At 72.6% G+C, this 15,265-nt stretch carries 20 protein-coding genes; 6 read left to right on the forward strand and 14 right to left on the reverse strand.

Annotated elements, in window-relative coordinates:
- The 6 genes from RNC47_RS21650 to RNC47_RS21675 all read right to left on the reverse strand — a co-directional run bounded on the left by RNC47_RS21650 (position 1) and on the right by RNC47_RS21675 (position 4,107).
- Positions 1 to 744, reverse strand: a complete 744-nt coding sequence (locus RNC47_RS21650; protein WP_311601150.1) for an NAD(P)/FAD-dependent oxidoreductase — start codon at positions 742 to 744, stop codon at positions 1 to 3.
- 226 nt (positions 745 to 970) lie between these two features.
- Positions 971 to 1,123 (reverse strand): hypothetical protein, encoded by a 153-nt coding sequence (locus RNC47_RS21655; RefSeq protein ID WP_311601126.1) that lies wholly within the window; start codon positions 1,121 to 1,123, stop codon positions 971 to 973.
- Entirely contained in the window at positions 1,110 to 1,328 is a 219-nt protein-coding gene (locus tag RNC47_RS21660; protein ID WP_311601127.1) for a hypothetical protein, read from the reverse strand. Before RNC47_RS21660 ends, RNC47_RS21655 begins: the two co-directional genes overlap by 14 nt.
- Before the next feature lie 126 nt (positions 1,329 to 1,454).
- Entirely contained in the window at positions 1,455 to 2,705 is a 1,251-nt protein-coding gene (locus tag RNC47_RS21665; RefSeq protein ID WP_311601128.1) for an MFS transporter, read from the reverse strand.
- The gene (locus RNC47_RS21670) at positions 2,702 to 3,196 is read right to left on the reverse strand and encodes a MarR family winged helix-turn-helix transcriptional regulator (RefSeq protein ID WP_311601130.1); all 495 of its coding nucleotides are present in this window, start codon (positions 3,194 to 3,196) and stop codon (positions 2,702 to 2,704) included. Before RNC47_RS21670 ends, RNC47_RS21665 begins: the two co-directional genes overlap by 4 nt.
- A gap of 38 nt (positions 3,197 to 3,234) precedes the next feature.
- Positions 3,235 to 4,107 (reverse strand): sigma-70 family RNA polymerase sigma factor, encoded by an 873-nt coding sequence (locus RNC47_RS21675; RefSeq protein WP_311601131.1) that lies wholly within the window; start codon positions 4,105 to 4,107, stop codon positions 3,235 to 3,237.
- A gap of 103 nt (positions 4,108 to 4,210) precedes the next feature.
- Between RNC47_RS21675 and RNC47_RS21680 the strand changes: the two genes are divergently transcribed.
- A complete protein-coding gene (locus RNC47_RS21680; protein ID WP_311601132.1) occupies positions 4,211 to 4,672 on the forward strand; it encodes a carboxymuconolactone decarboxylase family protein in 462 nt (153 codons plus the stop codon).
- Positions 4,673 to 4,693: 21 nt separating this feature from the next.
- On the opposite strand, the gene RNC47_RS21685 is transcribed toward RNC47_RS21680, so the two are convergent.
- Both RNC47_RS21685 and RNC47_RS21690 read right to left on the reverse strand, forming a co-directional pair.
- Positions 4,694 to 5,998, reverse strand: coding sequence for a geranylgeranyl reductase family protein (locus RNC47_RS21685; protein WP_311601133.1), 1,305 nt, complete (start codon positions 5,996 to 5,998; stop codon positions 4,694 to 4,696).
- A 69-nt stretch (positions 5,999 to 6,067) separates the two neighbouring features.
- Complete coding sequence (locus RNC47_RS21690; protein ID WP_311601134.1) at positions 6,068 to 6,766, reverse strand: demethylmenaquinone methyltransferase; 699 nt, start codon at positions 6,764 to 6,766, stop codon at positions 6,068 to 6,070.
- A 95-nt stretch (positions 6,767 to 6,861) separates the two neighbouring features.
- Here RNC47_RS21690 and RNC47_RS21695 point away from each other — a divergent pair, with 95 nt between their 5' ends.
- On the forward strand, positions 6,862 to 7,239 hold the full coding sequence (locus RNC47_RS21695) for a hypothetical protein (RefSeq protein WP_311601135.1): 378 nt from the start codon (positions 6,862 to 6,864) through the stop codon (positions 7,237 to 7,239).
- Positions 7,240 to 7,246: 7 nt separating this feature from the next.
- Here the strand turns inward: RNC47_RS21695 and RNC47_RS21700 are convergent, their stop codons facing one another.
- Both RNC47_RS21700 and RNC47_RS21705 read right to left on the reverse strand, forming a co-directional pair.
- Positions 7,247 to 7,420 (reverse strand): hypothetical protein, encoded by a 174-nt coding sequence (locus RNC47_RS21700; protein ID WP_311601136.1) that lies wholly within the window; start codon positions 7,418 to 7,420, stop codon positions 7,247 to 7,249.
- A gap of 70 nt (positions 7,421 to 7,490) precedes the next feature.
- Positions 7,491 to 8,129 (reverse strand): TetR/AcrR family transcriptional regulator, encoded by a 639-nt coding sequence (locus tag RNC47_RS21705; protein ID WP_311601138.1) that lies wholly within the window; start codon positions 8,127 to 8,129, stop codon positions 7,491 to 7,493.
- A 51-nt stretch (positions 8,130 to 8,180) separates the two neighbouring features.
- Here RNC47_RS21705 and RNC47_RS21710 point away from each other — a divergent pair, with 51 nt between their 5' ends.
- Together RNC47_RS21710 and RNC47_RS21715 are read left to right on the forward strand one after the other, a co-directional pair.
- A complete protein-coding gene (locus tag RNC47_RS21710) occupies positions 8,181 to 9,020 on the forward strand; it encodes an SDR family NAD(P)-dependent oxidoreductase (protein WP_311601139.1) in 840 nt (279 codons plus the stop codon).
- Positions 9,021 to 9,057: 37 nt separating this feature from the next.
- Positions 9,058 to 9,489, forward strand: coding sequence for an RDD family protein (locus RNC47_RS21715; RefSeq protein WP_311601140.1), 432 nt, complete (start codon positions 9,058 to 9,060; stop codon positions 9,487 to 9,489).
- A gap of 78 nt (positions 9,490 to 9,567) precedes the next feature.
- On the opposite strand, the gene RNC47_RS21720 is transcribed toward RNC47_RS21715, so the two are convergent.
- Entirely contained in the window at positions 9,568 to 9,774 is a 207-nt protein-coding gene (locus RNC47_RS21720; RefSeq protein WP_132932419.1) for a cold-shock protein, read from the reverse strand.
- 237 nt (positions 9,775 to 10,011) lie between these two features.
- Between RNC47_RS21720 and RNC47_RS21725 the strand changes: the two genes are divergently transcribed.
- Both RNC47_RS21725 and mqnC read left to right on the forward strand, forming a co-directional pair.
- Positions 10,012 to 10,869: a menaquinone biosynthetic enzyme MqnA/MqnD family protein gene (locus RNC47_RS21725; RefSeq protein WP_311601141.1), complete on the forward strand. Its 858-nt coding sequence runs from the start codon at positions 10,012 to 10,014 to the stop codon at positions 10,867 to 10,869.
- A gap of 76 nt (positions 10,870 to 10,945) precedes the next feature.
- Positions 10,946 to 12,139, forward strand: a complete 1,194-nt coding sequence (mqnC, locus tag RNC47_RS21730; RefSeq protein ID WP_311601142.1) for a cyclic dehypoxanthinyl futalosine synthase — start codon at positions 10,946 to 10,948, stop codon at positions 12,137 to 12,139.
- A 12-nt stretch (positions 12,140 to 12,151) separates the two neighbouring features.
- Here mqnC and RNC47_RS21735 read toward each other — a convergent pair whose 3' ends face one another.
- From RNC47_RS21735 to RNC47_RS21745, 3 genes are read right to left on the reverse strand one after another with little or no spacing between them, the layout of a single operon-like run.
- Positions 12,152 to 13,495 carry an ABC transporter substrate-binding protein gene (locus RNC47_RS21735; protein ID WP_311601144.1) on the reverse strand — a complete coding sequence of 448 codons (1,344 nt, stop codon included), beginning with the start codon at positions 13,493 to 13,495 and terminating at the stop codon, positions 12,152 to 12,154.
- Positions 13,496 to 13,515: 20 nt separating this feature from the next.
- Complete coding sequence (locus RNC47_RS21740) at positions 13,516 to 14,385, reverse strand: carbohydrate ABC transporter permease (protein WP_311601145.1); 870 nt, start codon at positions 14,383 to 14,385, stop codon at positions 13,516 to 13,518.
- The gene (locus RNC47_RS21745) at positions 14,382 to 15,227 is read right to left on the reverse strand and encodes a carbohydrate ABC transporter permease (RefSeq protein ID WP_311601151.1); all 846 of its coding nucleotides are present in this window, start codon (positions 15,225 to 15,227) and stop codon (positions 14,382 to 14,384) included. Before RNC47_RS21745 ends, RNC47_RS21740 begins: the two co-directional genes overlap by 4 nt.
- Between the last annotated feature and the right edge of the window lie 38 nt (positions 15,228 to 15,265).

Genomic DNA, 15,265 nt, shown 5'->3' on the forward strand with positions numbered 1-15,265 from the left:
TCAGCGGACGCGTGGCCGGCATCGCAGTAGCTCGCGAGCCGGCCTGCCGGTCACGAGTTCGTCCGCGACGAGCCGTCCGACGGTGGGTGCCAGGGTGACGCCGGAGTGCATCACCGCCACGTAGACGGACCGGTCGTGGGTCGCGTACCCGATGAGAGGCCCGTGCGCGGGCACCGGGCGCCAGCCGGTGCCGTGGCCCACCAGGCGACACTGGTCGCCGCCACGGAAGGCCGTCCGCAGGCGCCCGAGTGCGTCGTGCGCGGCCCGCTCACGGAGCGCCGGTGGGCCGTCGACGTGCGGCAGGGTCAGCACGAGGTCGCCGTCGCGCACTTCCCGGACCTCGAACTCGGGGTTGGCCACGATGGTCCTGACCAGGCCGGGCGGCGCTGTGATCCGCGCGAGGGCGGCCGGGGAGGACGCGACGGGCAGATCGACCGGCAGCGGCCCGCAGAGCGCGGGGACGTCGGTTCCGGCCGTGAGCACGACGGTCGCGGCGGGGTGGGGCCCGGTCGCGGTCAGCACTCCCGCGACGCGCTCACCGGACAGGTGCAGGGAGGTGACGGCGGTTCCGTAGCGCACGGTGGCTCCGTGGGCCTCGGCCGCGGCCACGAGCGCGGTGGTGAGCGCCGTCGCGTCGACCCCGGCGTCGCTGGGGATGTGGACGGCCTGCCGCCCGAACCGGGCGCTGCTGCGGCCCGTCGACCGGCGGGAGCCGCTGTGGTGGGCGTCGGTGTCCGACCTCAGCCCAGCGCAGGTGCCAGGGCCGGGACCTCGGCCTCGGCCACCTGTCCCACCCCCCTACTGGGGCAGCGGGTGTTGGACGAGCCCACCGGACGCGTCGGCGTCCTGCGGGCCATCTGCCCGGAGCCGGAGGCGCCGACCACGGCGTGAGGCGGAGCCAGGCGCCGACATCCACTTCGCATCATGGTCGGCAGGCGGTGGAGGCGCGGCCGGTGCTTCCCTAACGGTTTCAGGGAAGCAGCGTGAACGCAGACGCGTGGTCGGGCACCAGTGCCCGGAAGTGGTCACCGTCGTACGACTCCAGGAGTTCGGCGCAGCGTTCGTGATCGGGGTCATTGCGGTTAAGGAAGGCAACGAGCGGGCCGGAGTCAACGATCAGCATCGTCCTCGCCAATCTCCGCCCGCGCGATCTCCTTCGCCCGGGCTCCGAGATCGGTCGCCGGACCGTCGAAGCTCCGCAGTATCCGGAACCTGCTCGGCGCGGGCTTCACCAGACGCAGGGCATGACGGCGCAGTTCCTCCGCCTGCTCGGGCTCCAGGTGATCAATGAGCTCGTGCAGGTCGCTGTAGTCATACGCTGAGGTCATGGCTGCGTTCTCTCCGCCGCGACGTACGTCCACGATAGCGCCGCCACGCACGTCCCGGTGAGCGCGCTGTCGTGGTCGCGCCCGCCAGCGGGGAATCCGGTGCGAGGGCACGTCGGGCGATCGGTGCTATGAGGTGCTCATCGACGGCTCGGCCACAGGTTCCGGCCGTGGCACCCGATAGGCCCGCAGTGGGCCGTTGGTCGCGGCTACGGCGGCGATGGCCAGGGCCGCCGAGAGGCCGCCGGTCACCAGGGCGAAGGGGGCCGAGGTGGCGGAGGCCAGCACGCCGCCGCGGAAGTTGCCCAGTTCGGGGCCGGCGACGCCGATGACGTGTTCGACCGAGGAGACGCGGCCGCGGAACGCGTCGGGGGTCTCCAGTTGGACGAGGGCGCTGCGGGTGACCACGGAGATGGTGTCGGCCGCGCCGGCGACGGCCAGGCAGGCGAGGGCCAGCCACAGCGGTCCTGCCAGGCCGAAACCGGCCAGGGCGAGGCCCCAGGTCGCGGCCGCCGTCAGCTGGACGAGGCCGCCGCGGGGCAGTCGGGTCACCGTGCCGGAGAGGAGCCCCGCCGTGATGCCGCCGACCGCCACGGCGGAGAGGAACAGGCCGAGGGTGCGCGGGTTGCCGTCGAAGCGGAGCTCGTTGACCAGCGGGAAGAGCGCGATCGGCATGGCCAGCAGCGTCGCGGACAGGTCGGTGGCCATCGAGCCCCAGAGCGTGGGGCGCCGCAGGACGACCGACCAGCCGCCACGTTCCGGCCGGCGACGCTTGCCGCCGGCGACCGGCATCGGCGGCAGGCGCACGACGGCGAGCAGCGAGACCGCGACGGCCACGGTCTGGGCGGCGTAGGCGGCGGCGAAGTCCCAGCGGGCGATGACCAGTCCGGCGAGCGCGGGGCCGACCAGCATCGACGTCTGGAAGGCGACGCTGGTGAGCGCGAGGCCGGCCGCGACCTGGTCGGCCGGCAGCAGCCGGACCGGGAAGGTGCGACGGGCCGGCGCGCCGAGCGCGCTGAACGCCGTCTCCGCCCCGACCAGCGCGAGCAGCAGCACCACGCTCCCGTTGCCCGCCAGCGCCTGCCAGAACATGCCGGCGGAGGCGAGGAGTTGGGCGGCGGTGGTGACGCGGACCAGGGCGCGGCGGTCGTAGGTGTCGGCCAGGGCCCCGCCGACCAGACCGAACAGCAGCATGGCCACGCCCGTGACGAGGCCGATGGCGCCGGTGCCGACCGGGCTGCCGGTCAGCTCCCAGACCTGGGCGAGCACCGCGACGTTGGCTATCTGCCCGCCGATCCCGGAGAGCGCGGAGCCGAGCCACAGGTCGCGGAACGGGCGGCTGGTGCGCAGCGGGCGGGTGTCGAGGAAGCGCACGCTCATGGCTCGACGAGGTGGTCGAGGATCCGCTGCCGCATCGACCGCCGTTCCAGGGCCCGGCGCAGCTCCTCGACGACGCCGGTCAGCGCGTGCGGGACCTCGGCGTCGAGCTCGGCCACCGTCGCGTGGGTGGCGCGCCACTCGGCCTCCAGGAAGGGCACCAACGACCGCCCGCGCTCGGTCAGTTCGACCCGCCTGGTGCGGGCGTCGGGCCCGGGCTCCGTGGTGACGAGGCCCTCCTTGCGCAGCGCGGCGACCGTCTGGCTGATGGCCGAGTGCGAGCGGTCGAGGGACTTCGCGAGCTCCCTGATGGTCAGCGGCCCCGTGTGGGCGAGCCTGATCAGCGGATAGGCGAACCGCGGCCGGACGCCCTCGATGCCGCGGGCGCGGTAGACCTGCTCGATCTCCGCGTCCATGGCGGCCAGCAGCTCGTGCAGCGGCCGCCATGGATCGGGCACCCGGGTCGGGTCGCTCTCATGGTGGGAAATTGTCACAGCGCTAATATAACAGCGCTGTGAGATTCAGGTGAGACTCACTGGAGGGCGTCGATGTCGATGGTCCGCAGCCGCTCCGGGTCGGTGAGGATGTGGATGGCCGCGATCCGGCCGCCCCTGACCGTGAAGGCCACCACCGAGACGACCTCGCCGCCCGAGAGACCCAGCACCCCCGGCTGACCGTTGACCAGCACCCGCAGCCCGGCGTCCATGAGCGGCGCGAAGGTCGCCGCGCCCGAGGCCACGTTCGTCGCCCCCCGCCGCAGCACGCTCGGCCGCAGCGCCCCGCCGTCCGCCCGGACCACCACCTCGGGGTCGAGGACCGTCAGCAGCGCCTCGAAGTCGCCGTTCCGCGCGGCGGCCAGGAAGGCGTCCACCGCCTCCGCCCGGCGCGCGGCGTCCGTGTCCGGGGCAGGCGCCGCCCCCTCCACCCGGCGGCGGGCGCGGCTGGCGAGCTGCCGGGTGGCCGCCGGGCTCCGGCCCAGCAGCTCGGCGATCTCGTCGAACGGCACCGCGAACAGGTCGTGCAGCACGAACGCCAGACGCTCGGCCGGCGCCAGCGTGGAGAGCACCACCATCAGCGCGATGCCGACCTCGTCGGCCACCAGCGCCCGCTGCTCGGGCTCCACCCCGCCGGGCCCGCTGAGGACCGGGTCCGGCATCGGCTCCTCGCGGCGCGCGGTGCGCGAGCGCAGCATGTCGAGGCAGATCCGGCCGACCACGGTGGTCAGCCACCCGCCCAGGTTCCGCACCTCGGAGACGTCCGCCCGGCTCAGCCGCAGCCACGCCTCCTGCACGGCGTCCTCGGCCTCGCCGAGCGAGCCCACCATGCGGTAGGCCACCGCGCGCAACTGCGGCCGCTGCTCCTCGAAGCGCTCGGCCAGAGAGGCCAGAGAATCCTGCTCGCTCACCTGTCACATCCTCGCGACGCGATCCGTCAGTGGGGTGAGGGATCACCGACCGGCCGGCGCGAGAGACGCCGACCACCGTACTCCGTGAGAGAAGGAGAGCACGATGAGCGCTCGCATGAAGAACCCCGCGATGGTGCTGCCCGACACCACCAAGGGCATCCAGCACCTCTTCAGGGCCATGCACGCCGGCGGCGTCCCGCAGCACACCATGGAGCTGGTCCACCTGCGGGTCAGCCAGATCAACGGCTGCAGCGCCTGCGTGTACGGCGGGATCGACAGCGCGAAGAAGGCCGGCGAGACCGACGAGCGGCTGCACCAGGTCGCGGCCTGGCGCGAGGCGACGTGCTTCACCGACGCGGAGCGCGCCGCCCTGGCCCTCGCCGAGTCCGCCACCCGGATCGCGGACCGATCGGGCAGGGCGGTGCCGGACGAGGTCTGGGACGAGGCCGCGGACCACTACACCGAGGAGCAGTTGGCCGCCGTCATCCTGATGATCGCCACGACCAACTTCTTCAACCGGCTCAACACCACCGTCGAGGAGCCGGCCGGCGCGACCTGGAGCTGAGCCGCGCCGGCCGGCCGGCGGCTACGCGTTCGGTGTCACCCTGGCGAGTCCGTTGATGATCCGGTCCATGGCGTCGCCGCCGACCGGGTCGGTCAGGTTGGCGAGCAGCTTGATGACGAAGCGCATCAGCAGCGGGTGGTTGAGGCCGCGCTCGGTGGCGATCTTCATCACCCGCGGGTTGCCGATGAGCTTCACGAAGGCGCGGCCCATCGTGTAGTAGCCGCCGTAGGTGTCCTTGAGCACCTTCGGGTAGCCGCGCAGCGCCAACTCGCGCTGCGCGGGCGTCTGTCGGGCCAGGGCCTGGCTGATCACGTCGGCCGCGATCTTGCCGGACTCCATGGCGTAGGCGATGCCCTCGCCGTTGAACGGGTTGACCAGGCCGCCCGCGTCGCCCACCAGCAGCAGGCCGCGCGAGTAGTGCGGCTGGCGGTTGAACGCCATCGGCAGCGCCGCGCCGCGGATCGGGCCGGTCATGAACTCCTCGGTGAACTGCCACTCGGCCGGCATCGAGGCGCACCAGGCGCGCAGCACCTCGCGCCAGTCCAACTCCTTGTACGCGGACGAGCTGTTGAGGATGCCGAGGCCCACGTTGGAGGTGCCGTCGCCCATCCCGAAGACCCAGCCGTAGCCGGGCAGCAGCTTGGCCTGCTCGCCACGCCGGTCCCACAGTTCGAGCCAGGACTCCAGGTAGTCGTCGTCGTGCCGGGGGCTGGTGAAGTAGGTGCGCACCGCGACGCCCATCGGCCGCTTCTCGTCCCGGTGCAGGCCCATCGCGAGGGAGAGGCGGGTGGAGTTGCCGTCGGCGGCCACCACCACGGGGGCCCGGAAGGTGACCCGCCGCTTCTCCTCGCCGACCTTGGCCTCGACCCCGACGATACGGCCCGTCCTGTCGTCCCTGATCGGCCCCGAGACGTTGCACCGCTGGTGCAGCCTGGCCCCGGCCTTCTCGGCCGCGCTCGCCAGCTGCTCGTCGAAGTCGTCCCGCCGGCGCACCAGGCCGAAGTCGGGGAACGAGGCCAGCTCGGGCCAGTCGAGCTGGAGCCTGGTGCCGCCGGCGATGACCCGCAGGCCCTTGTTGCGCAGCCAGCCGGCCTCCTCGGAGATGTCGATGCCCATGGCGACCAGCTGCTTGACGGCGCGCGGGGTGAGGCCGTCGCCGCACACCTTCTCGCGCGGGAAGGCGGTCTTCTCCAGCAGCAGCACGTCAAGGCCGGCCTGGGCCAGGTGGTAGGCGGTCGTCGAACCGGCGGGGCCGGCCCCCACGACGATGACGTCGGCGGTCTCTCGGCTCTCGGCGGCCTCGGCGGTCTCGGCTGTGTCAGACACGGCTCTCCCATCGGTCGGGCAGCGGCGGGGGGTTGGCGAAGGCGAGTTGAAGGAGTCTACGCAGGCCGGTCAGGCGCTCGGCCGGGTGGCCCGGTGCAGGGCGACGATGCCGCCGGACAGGTCGCGCCACGCCACCCGCTCCCAGCCGGCCGCCTGGAGCCGGGCGGCGAACGCCGGCTGGTCGGGCCAGGCGCGGATGGACTCGGCGAGGTAGACGTACGCGTCCGGGTTGCTGGAGACGCGGGTGGCCACGGCGGGCAGCGCGCGCATCAGGTACTCGGTGTAGACGGTGCGGAACGGCGCCCACGTCGGGTGGCTGAACTCGCAGACCACCAGCCGCCCGCCGGGCCGCACCACCCGCAGCATCTCGCGCAGCGCCCCGTCCGTGTCCTGCACGTTCCGCAGGCCGAAGGAGATGGTGGCGGCGTCGAAGGAGCCGTCGCGGAACGGCAGCCGGGTGGCGTCGCCCGCGGTGAACGGCAGCCAGGGCACCCGGCGCTTGCCCTTCGCCAGCATGCCGAGGCTGAAGTCGCACGGCACGGTGAACGCGCCGGCCGCCGCGAACGGCTCGGAGGAGGTGCCGGTGCCGGCCGCCAGGTCGAGCACCCGCTCCCCGGGGCGCGCCGCCACCGCCCGGGCGACGGCCTTGCGCCAGCGCCGGTTCTGGCCGAGGGCCAGCACGTCGTTGGTGAGGTCATAGCGCTCCGCGACCGCGTCGAACATCGCGGCGACATCCTTGGGCTGCTTCTCCAGCGAGGCTCGTGTCACGCGCCCATTCTCCCGGATGCCCCGCTGCGCCGTTCGGGTGATAGGCCCGGGCCGCGGGATGAGCCGTCCGCGATCGGTCAACTACCGTGCGTCCCATGACTGAGCTCGCCCGCACCCCCCGCCTCGCCCGTGTGCTGTGTCTCGCCGCCGGCCTGACCGTCTCGGCGACCGGCGCGGTCCTCGCCACCGGGAGCGCCGCGTCCGCCGAGCCGCTCCAGGAGAACCCGCTGGCCCCGGTGACCCGCGCGGCGGACACGGCCGCGGGGGCGCTGCTCGCCGCCGTGAACCCGAACCTCGACCTCCCGCTCGACCCACTGGCCGGCACCGGCTCCGACCCGCTGGCCAACTCGGTCGGCACCCAGATCGGCGACTTCCCACCCATCTCCACGGCCGCCCTGACCGGCCCGATCACGGACGGCGCCACGTCCCGCGAGCTGCTCGGCGGCCTGCCGCTCGTGGGCGAGCTGGTCTAGGCAACACTCACTCGTCGCGCTCGGCCTCGCGCAGCGCGATCTCCTCCTCGTAGAGACGCACCCCGCGCACCACGGCGGCCTCGTAGATCTCCGCCACCAGCGCCCGCGCCTGCTTCTCGTCGATCGCGCCGCCGGCGATGCCGACCAGCTTGCCGGTCCACAGGTCGATGAAGTCAGCCATGCCCCCATTCCACCGCGAACGGGGCCGTTCGGCAGCTCGAAGGGGGCCGAGGCGGGCCGAGGCGGGCCGCTCAGGCCGCCGCCGGGCCGAAGGCGGCGAGGAAGGTCTCGACGGCGGCCGCGGCCAGCTCGTCGAGCTCCACCTCGGGGACCTGGCGGGTGCCGAGGCGGGAGCGGCTGTCGACGGGGCCCATGAGGAGGCCGGAGAACTGCTCGGCGGCGCGCGCCGGGTCGGCGATCGTGAGCCGGCCGGCGAGGGCGAGCCTGGCGAGACGGTCGGCCAGCGCCTCCGTGACGCGGCTGGTGCCCTCGCCCCAGACGACGTCCAGCAGGTCGGGGAAGGCGGCGAGCTCCGCGTTCAGCAGCCGCCACAGCGCCCGGGAGCGCTCGTCGACGTAGCAGTCGAGCAGCCGGCGGGCGACCTCCTGGAGCGCCGGGCGCAGGTCGTCGCCCGGCGCGCGCAGCCGGTCGACGGCGGCCAGGTTCCGGGCGGTGGCGCTCGCGGCCGCGGCCGCCATGGCCTCCCGGAAGAGCCGCTCCTTGCTGTCCAGGTGGTTGTAGACGGTCGGCTTGGCGACGCCCGCCTCGGCGGCGATCTCCTGCACGCAGGCGTTGGCGTACCCCTGGCGCGCGAACACCCGGAACGCCGCGTCGAGGATGGCCTGCCGCTTGTCGATGCGCCCGCGCGGGGCCGCTCTCACTCCGCTCACCCCGACATCCTACTCCCGGGCCCGCCCAACTGAACTGATAAGTTCAATCACATGAACCGATCCACCAGCAGAACCGTGGTCGTCCAGGGCGGCACCGACGGCATCGGCAGGGCGGTGGCCCGCGCCCTCGAAGCGCGCGGCGACCGGGTCGTCGTCCTCGGCCGGGACCCGGCCAGGGGCGCCGAGTTCAGCCACTTCCTCCCGGCCGACCTGAGCCTGGTCGCCGAGAACCAGCGGACCGTCGAGGAGATCGAGGCGCGCTTCGACACCGTGGACGCGCTCGTGCTGTGCGCCCGCCACTACCGCGCCACCCGGCTGGTCACCGAGGACGGCTTCGAGCACAACTTCGCGCTCTTCTACCTGAGCCGTTTCCTCCTCTCCCACGGCCTGCTCCCCGCCCTGGAGCGCGCGCCGGCGCCCGTCGTCCTCAACGTGGCGGGCCCCGGCGCCCCCCTCGACCTGGTCCACTGGGACGACCTCCAACTGGCCCGCGGCTACGAGGGCCAGGCGGCGATGTTCCAGGGCGGCGTGCTCAACGACCTGCTGGGCGTCGACTTCGCCGGCCGCGGCCACCGGACCCGCTACGCGCTGTTCCACCCGGGCACCACCGCGACCGGCTTCTCCGGCGAGTACGACCGGGACACCCTGGCCTTCGTGGCGCGGATGAAGCGGCAGGCCAAGCCCGCGGAGCTGGTCGCCGGGTGGCTCCTGGCGCTCCTGGACGCCCCGCCGGCCGAGCCGCTGAGCGCCTACGTGGAGCGGCGGCGGATCGGCGTCCACGGCGGCTCCTTCGACGCGGCGGCCGCCGCGCGGCTGCGCGCCCTCACCGACCGGCTGCTGTCGCCGTTCCGTGACCCGACCGGCACGGAACCCCCGGCGTCCGCCCCGTAGATTCCCGGTCGGCGTACCAGGAACGGGGGGACGGGACATGACGACGGCACCGAGGGAGGCCGACGGCGGGTGGCTGGGGGGAGCCGTGGCCACCGACGCGCTGCTGGCGCTGGGCGTGGGGTTCGCCGTCGCGCGGCTGGTGTCGCCCGACGCCGACGGGTTCCTGCTCGCGGTCGGCTTCTTCGGCTGCGCGCTGGCCACGTCCTTCGTCAACCACGTGCTCGGCATGTGGCTGCTGCGCGGCAGCGTCGGCAAGCTGCTGTGGGGGCTGCGGGTGGTCAGGGCCAAGGACGGCGGCCGGCCCGGCTTCTGGCGGTCGGTCGGCCGGTGGCTGCTCGGCTACGTCGGCTTCGTGCTGATGGTGCTGCTGGAGGACGGCGACACCATCGGGGAGGCCTGCGGCCTGCGCACCGTGCGCTGGCGAGACCTGCGGCAGTACGCCCGCTACGGCTACCACCGGGACGCCTGAGAGACGGCCCCGAGACGCGGGTGAGCCCCCGCCCGGGCTGGGCGGGGGCTCACCTGCCGGTGTGCCGAGGGTGCGACCTCAGCCGGTCACCGTGACGTTCTCAGCCTGGGGACCCTTCGGGCCCTGGGTGACGTCGAAGCTCACGACCTGGCTCTCCTCGAGAGAGCGGAAGCCGTTCGCGTTGATCGCGGAGTAGTGAACGAAGACATCGGGGCCGCCGCCATCCTGGGCGATGAAACCAAAGCCCTTCTCGGCGTTGAACCACTTGACGGTTCCGGTAGCCATATAAGCCCTCCCTGGGCCTAAAAAAGGGTCGCCCTGCTCCAGAACCTGCTTCGAAGCCTGAAAACGACGAAAGCCCGCGGTCACATGCTCCGCAGGCTCGTACTGCAAGGGAAACCAAACTGCAACTCGCGTCGAGCCTAGCACGCTGCGTGCACGGCCGGAAGGGCACGAATCACCCCTGAGGGTGACCTCTCCCTGACCGTCGGCTCGCACGTACACAGGCGTACCCTCCGAATCGTGAGTACACACCAGCGGCGGCGTCCCCGTGTCGGACACATCCAGTTCCTCAACTGTCTCCCGCTCTACTGGGGCCTCGCCAGAACGGGCAGCGTGCTCCACTTCGAGCTCACCAAGGACACCCCGGAGAAGCTCGGCGAGCACCTGGTCGCCGACGAGCTCGACATCGGCCCGGTGTCGCTGGTCGAGTACCTGAGACACGCCGACGAGTTGGTCGCGCTGCCCGACATCGCGGTCGGCTGCGACGGCCCGGTGATGTCCTGCGTGATCGTCTCCCAGCGGCCGCTCGACCAGCTCGACGGGGCGCGCGTCGCGCTCGGCTCCACCTCCCGCACCTCCGTGCGCCTGGCCCGGCTGCTGCTGGCCGAGCGCCACGGCGTCCGTCCCGACTACTACACCTGCCCGCCCGACCTCGGCCTGATGATGCAGGAGGCCGACGCCGCCGTGCTGATCGGCGACGCCGCGCTGCGCGCCTCGCTGCACGACGCGCCCCGGCTCGGCCTGGAGGTGCACGACCTGGGCCGGATGTGGCACGAGTGGACGGGGCTGCCGTTCGTCTTCGCCATCTGGGGCGTCCGACGCGACTACCTGGCGCGCGAGCCGGAGACGGTGCGGGAGCTGCACCGCGCCTTCCTGGAGTCGCGCGACCTGTCGCTGACCGAGGTCGCCAAGGTCGCGGAACAGGCCGCCCGCTGGGAGGACTTCGACGCCGAGACGCTCGAACGCTACTTCACCACCCTGGACTTCAGCCTCGGCGAGCGGCAACTGGCCGGCGTCGCCGAGTTCGCCCGCCGCATCGGGCAGGCCGACCGGGCCGACCGGATCGCCCTCCTCGACGGCCCCGCCGGCCGGCCCTGAGGCCGCCCCCGGCCACCGTCCGACCACTGACGTACGCTTGAGCGGTCGTTTCGCCGCCGTCGAAGGGATATGCCCGATGGGCCAGCGCGCTGGGCTGCAGACCACGCTCGACCGTGCCGCGGACGGCGGCCGGCTGACCCCGGAAGAGGCCCTGGAGCTCTACCGCTCCGCGCCGCTGCACGCGCTGGGCGCGGCGGCCGACGCGGCCCGCCGCCGCAGGTACGCGGGGATCGACCACATCGCGACCTACATCATCGAACGCAACATCAACTACACCAACGCCTGCGTGACGGCCTGCAAGTTCTGCGCCTTCTACGCCCCGCCCAAGAGCGAGAAGGTGTGGACCCGCGACCTCGACGACATCCTGCGCCGCTGCGCGGAGACGGTCGAGCTCGGCGGCACCCAGATCATGTTCCAGGGCGGCCACCACCCGGACTACGGCGTGGAGTACTACGAGCGCCACTTCCGCGCCATCAAGGAGGCGTTCCCGCAGCTGGTGATCCACTCGCTCGGCGCCTCCGAGGTGGACCACATGGCGCGGATCTCCGGGGTGTCGGCCGAGGAGGCGATCAGCAGGATCCACGCGGCCGGGCTCGACTCGTTCGCCGGCGCCGGCGCCGAGCTGCTGCCGGCCAGGCCGCGGCAGGCCATCGCCCCGCTGAAGGAGTCGGGCGAGCGCTGGCTGGAGATCATGGAGACCGCGCACCGGCTCGGCGTCGAGTCGACGTCGACGATGCTGATGGGCACCGGCGAGACCAACGCGGAGCGGATCGAGCACCTGCGGATGATCCGGGACTCGCAGGACCGCACCGGCGGCTTCCGCGCGTTCATCCCCTACCTCTACCAGCCGCAGAACAACCACCTGAAGGGCCGCACCCAGGCGACGATCTTCGAGTACCTGCGGATGATCGCCATCGCCCGGCTCTTCCTCGACAACGTGGCGCACATCCAGGGCTCGTGGCTGACCACCGGCAAGGAGGCGGGGCAGCTCTCCCTGCACTACGGCGCCGACGACCTGGGCTCGGTGATGCTGGAGGAGAACGTGGTCTCCTCGGCCGGCGCGAAGCACCGCTCCAACCGCCTGGAGCTGCTGCACCTGATCCGGGCCGCCGGCCGGGTGCCGGCGCAGCGCGCCACCACCTACGAGCACCTGGTGGTCCACGACGACCCGGCCAACGACCCGGTGGACGACCGCGTGGTCTCCCACCTGTCGTCCACCGCGATCGAGGGCGGCACGGCCCACCCCGAGCTGACCGTGCTCAACTCCTGACCTCACCCGGACTCACGGCCCGAACAGCTCGTTGACCTCCGCGTTGGCCCGGACCAGGGTGTCGAGCGGGGCGCCGGAGAGCACCGCCTCGAACGCCGGCTCCATGATGGCGGCGACGTCGGCCGCGTGGTCGGTGATCGGGAAGAGGAACGTGGTCCCCTCCGTCACCTGCCGGGTGAACGGTTCGACGTCGATGCCGTCGGCGGCGAACGCGTCCCTGGCCGCCTCCCACGCCTCGGTGATGGCCGGGAAGACGACGCGGTGCTCGGCCACCACCCGCTGGCACTCCGGTGACGCCAGGTGGGCCACCCACCGCCAGGCGGCCTCCGGGTCCTCGGTGCCGGCGTAAATCGAGTCGGCCAGGCCGTTGAACATGCTGGCCCGCTCGCCCGTCGGCCCGATCGGGGTGGGCGCCATGCCGACGTCGAGGCCCTCGTAACCGTGGAAGGTGCCGATCATCCAGCTGCCGTTGGTGGCCATGGCGGTGTTCCCGGCGGCGAGTTGGTCGCTCGACTGGACGCCCTCCTGCTCGGCGAGCGACGGCAGGTAGCCCTTGTCGATCAGGCCACGCCACCAGTCGACGGTCTCCAGCAGCGCCGGGTCGTCGAAGGTGAAGCGCTCGCCCCACGGGTTGACGTCGGTCGCCAGCCAGCCGTTGGCCGCCGCGTACATCGACCACTGGGTCTGGCCGTACGCCCAGCCGCCGTTCATCTCCAGCCACAGGCCGTACACGGCGACATCATCCGGGTCGAATCCCGGCTCGTCGCCCCGCACCCCGTTCCGGTCCACGGTCAGCCGGGCGATCAGGTCCTCGAAGGTGCCGCCGTCGTCCGGGTTCCAGCTGAGCCCGGACAGCTCCGCCTCGTCGACGCCGGCCTCGGCCAGCATCTCCCGGTCGTAGAAGAGCGCCACCGTGTCCCAGTCCTTGGGCAGCCCGTAGCGCCGGCCGTCCTGGCCGACCCACAGCTCGGCGAGGCCCTCCTCGTACCGGTCGAGATCGAGACCGTCCCGCGCCACATACGCGTCGAGCGGCAGCAGCAGCCCCCGGCTCACCCACTCCGGGTACCGGGAGAGGTGGTCGGTGAACACGTCGGGCGCCGCCTCGGCGACGAAGCCGAGGGCGAGCGCCGTCCAGTAGTCGTCCCAGCCGCGCTGCTCGATCCGGATCTCGTACCCGGGGTTGGCGGCCTCGAAGTCGTCGGCGCACTCCTGGTACGCGGGCTGCTGGTTGGCGTCCCACAGCCAGTAGGTGACGGTGCGCCGCCCGTCGCCCCCGCCGCCGGGGACGCCGCAGGCGGCGAGCGTGACCGCCGCCAGCAGGGCCCCGGCGAGCGCGGCGCGCGTCGGCTTCCTCATGATGTGCCTCCTCCGTCGCGTCACTTGAGCCCGGTGAACTGGATGGCGTCGACGATCCGCCGGCCGAAGGCCAGCAGGAGCAGCACCGTCGGCACCACGGCGAGCAGGGCCGCGGCCATCAACCCGGCCCAGTCGGGGCCGGTCTGCGGGGTGGACGCGACGAACGCGCCGAGCGCCACGGTCAGCACCCGCACCCCCTCCTCCTGGCCGACCAGCTGCGGCCAGAAGTACTCGTTCCAGGCGTTGACGAAGGTGAGGACGGCGAGGGTCGCGACCGGGGCGGAGCTCATCGGCAGGATGATCCGGAAGAAGATCCGGGCGTGCCCCGCGCCGTCGATCAGCGCCGCCTCCTCGATCTCGCGGCTCACGCCGAGGAAGAACTGCCGCAGGAAGAACACCGCGAACGGCGTCATCAGCAGGTAGGGCGCGACGAGGCCGGCGTGCGTGTTGAGCAGCCCGAGCTCCTTCACCAGCACGAAGTTGGGCAGCAGGGTGAACACCGGCGGCACCAGCAGCGCGCCGAGGAAGACCAGGAACACCCGGTCGCGGCCCCGCCAGCGCAGCCGCGCGAACGCGTACGCGGCCATCGCGCTGCACAGGACCTGGCCGAGGGTGATGGTCGCGGACACCAGCAGCGAGTTGCGCAGGTAGAGCCAGAACCGGAGCGAGGCGCCCGAGCCGCCCTCGGCCTGCGCCTCCGCCGTGGTCGCGGTGCCGAGCACCCGCTCCAGAGGACCCCAGGTGAGGTCCACCGGCAGCGGCGAGCCGGGGTCGGTGAACAGCGTCCGGTTGTTGGAGAGCGCGGTGCGGAGCATCCACAGGAACGGGGCGACGGTGACCAGCACGACGACCGTGAGCACCCCCCACGCGACGACGCGCCCCGGCCTCATGACCCGGCCCCGTCGTGCTCGTTCGCGCGCAGCAGCCGCAACTGGGCCAGCGCGACGCCGGCCAGGATCAGGCAGAGCACCACCGAGATGGCGGCCGCGTAACCGAAGTCGAAGCGGGTGAACGCATGGTCGTAGATGTAGTACTGGACGACGCGGGTGGCGTCGACCGGCCCGCCCTGGGTGGTGACGGCCACGGTGTCGAAGATCTGCCAGGACCCGACCAGGGTGACCACCAGCACCAACGCCAGCACCGGCCGCAGCAGCGGCAACGTGACGCTCCGGAACGCCCGCCACTCGCCGGCGCCGTCGACGGCCGCGGCCTCGTGGACCTGCCGCGGGATCGTCTGCAGCCCGGCGAGGATCAGCAGCGCGGTGTAGCCCAGGTGCCGCCAGACGTTCACCAGGGCGATGGTCGGGATCGCCCAGGCCGGATCGCCGAAGAACGCGACGCGGTCGACGCCGAGCCAGCCCAACACCTCGTTGACGACGCCGAGGTGGTAGTCGGCCATCCAGTACCAGAGCAGCCCGACGACGACATTGGAGACCAGGTACGGCAGCAGCAGCACGCCCCGCACGGCGACCGACCTGGTGAGCCGGTGCACCAGCAGGGCGAGCAGCAGCGCGGCGACGGTCTGCACGCCGATGTTGATCAGGACGTACTGGAGGGTGACGCGCAGCGAGTTCCAGAACACGTCGTCGGACAGCAGCCGACGGTAGTTGTCGAGCCCGCTGAACTCGGGCGCGGAGAGCAGGTCGTAGTCGGTGAGGCTGAGATACGCGCCGCGGGCGGCGGGCCAGGCGTAGAACACGACGAACCCGACCGCCGCCGGCGCGAGGAACACCGCCGCGACCCGTCCTTCCCGCCACCGGCGGAAAGGAC

The sequence above is a fragment of the Streptomyces millisiae genome, assembly GCF_031845425.1.
GTDB lineage: Bacteria > Actinomycetota > Actinomycetes > Streptomycetales > Streptomycetaceae > Streptomyces > Streptomyces millisiae.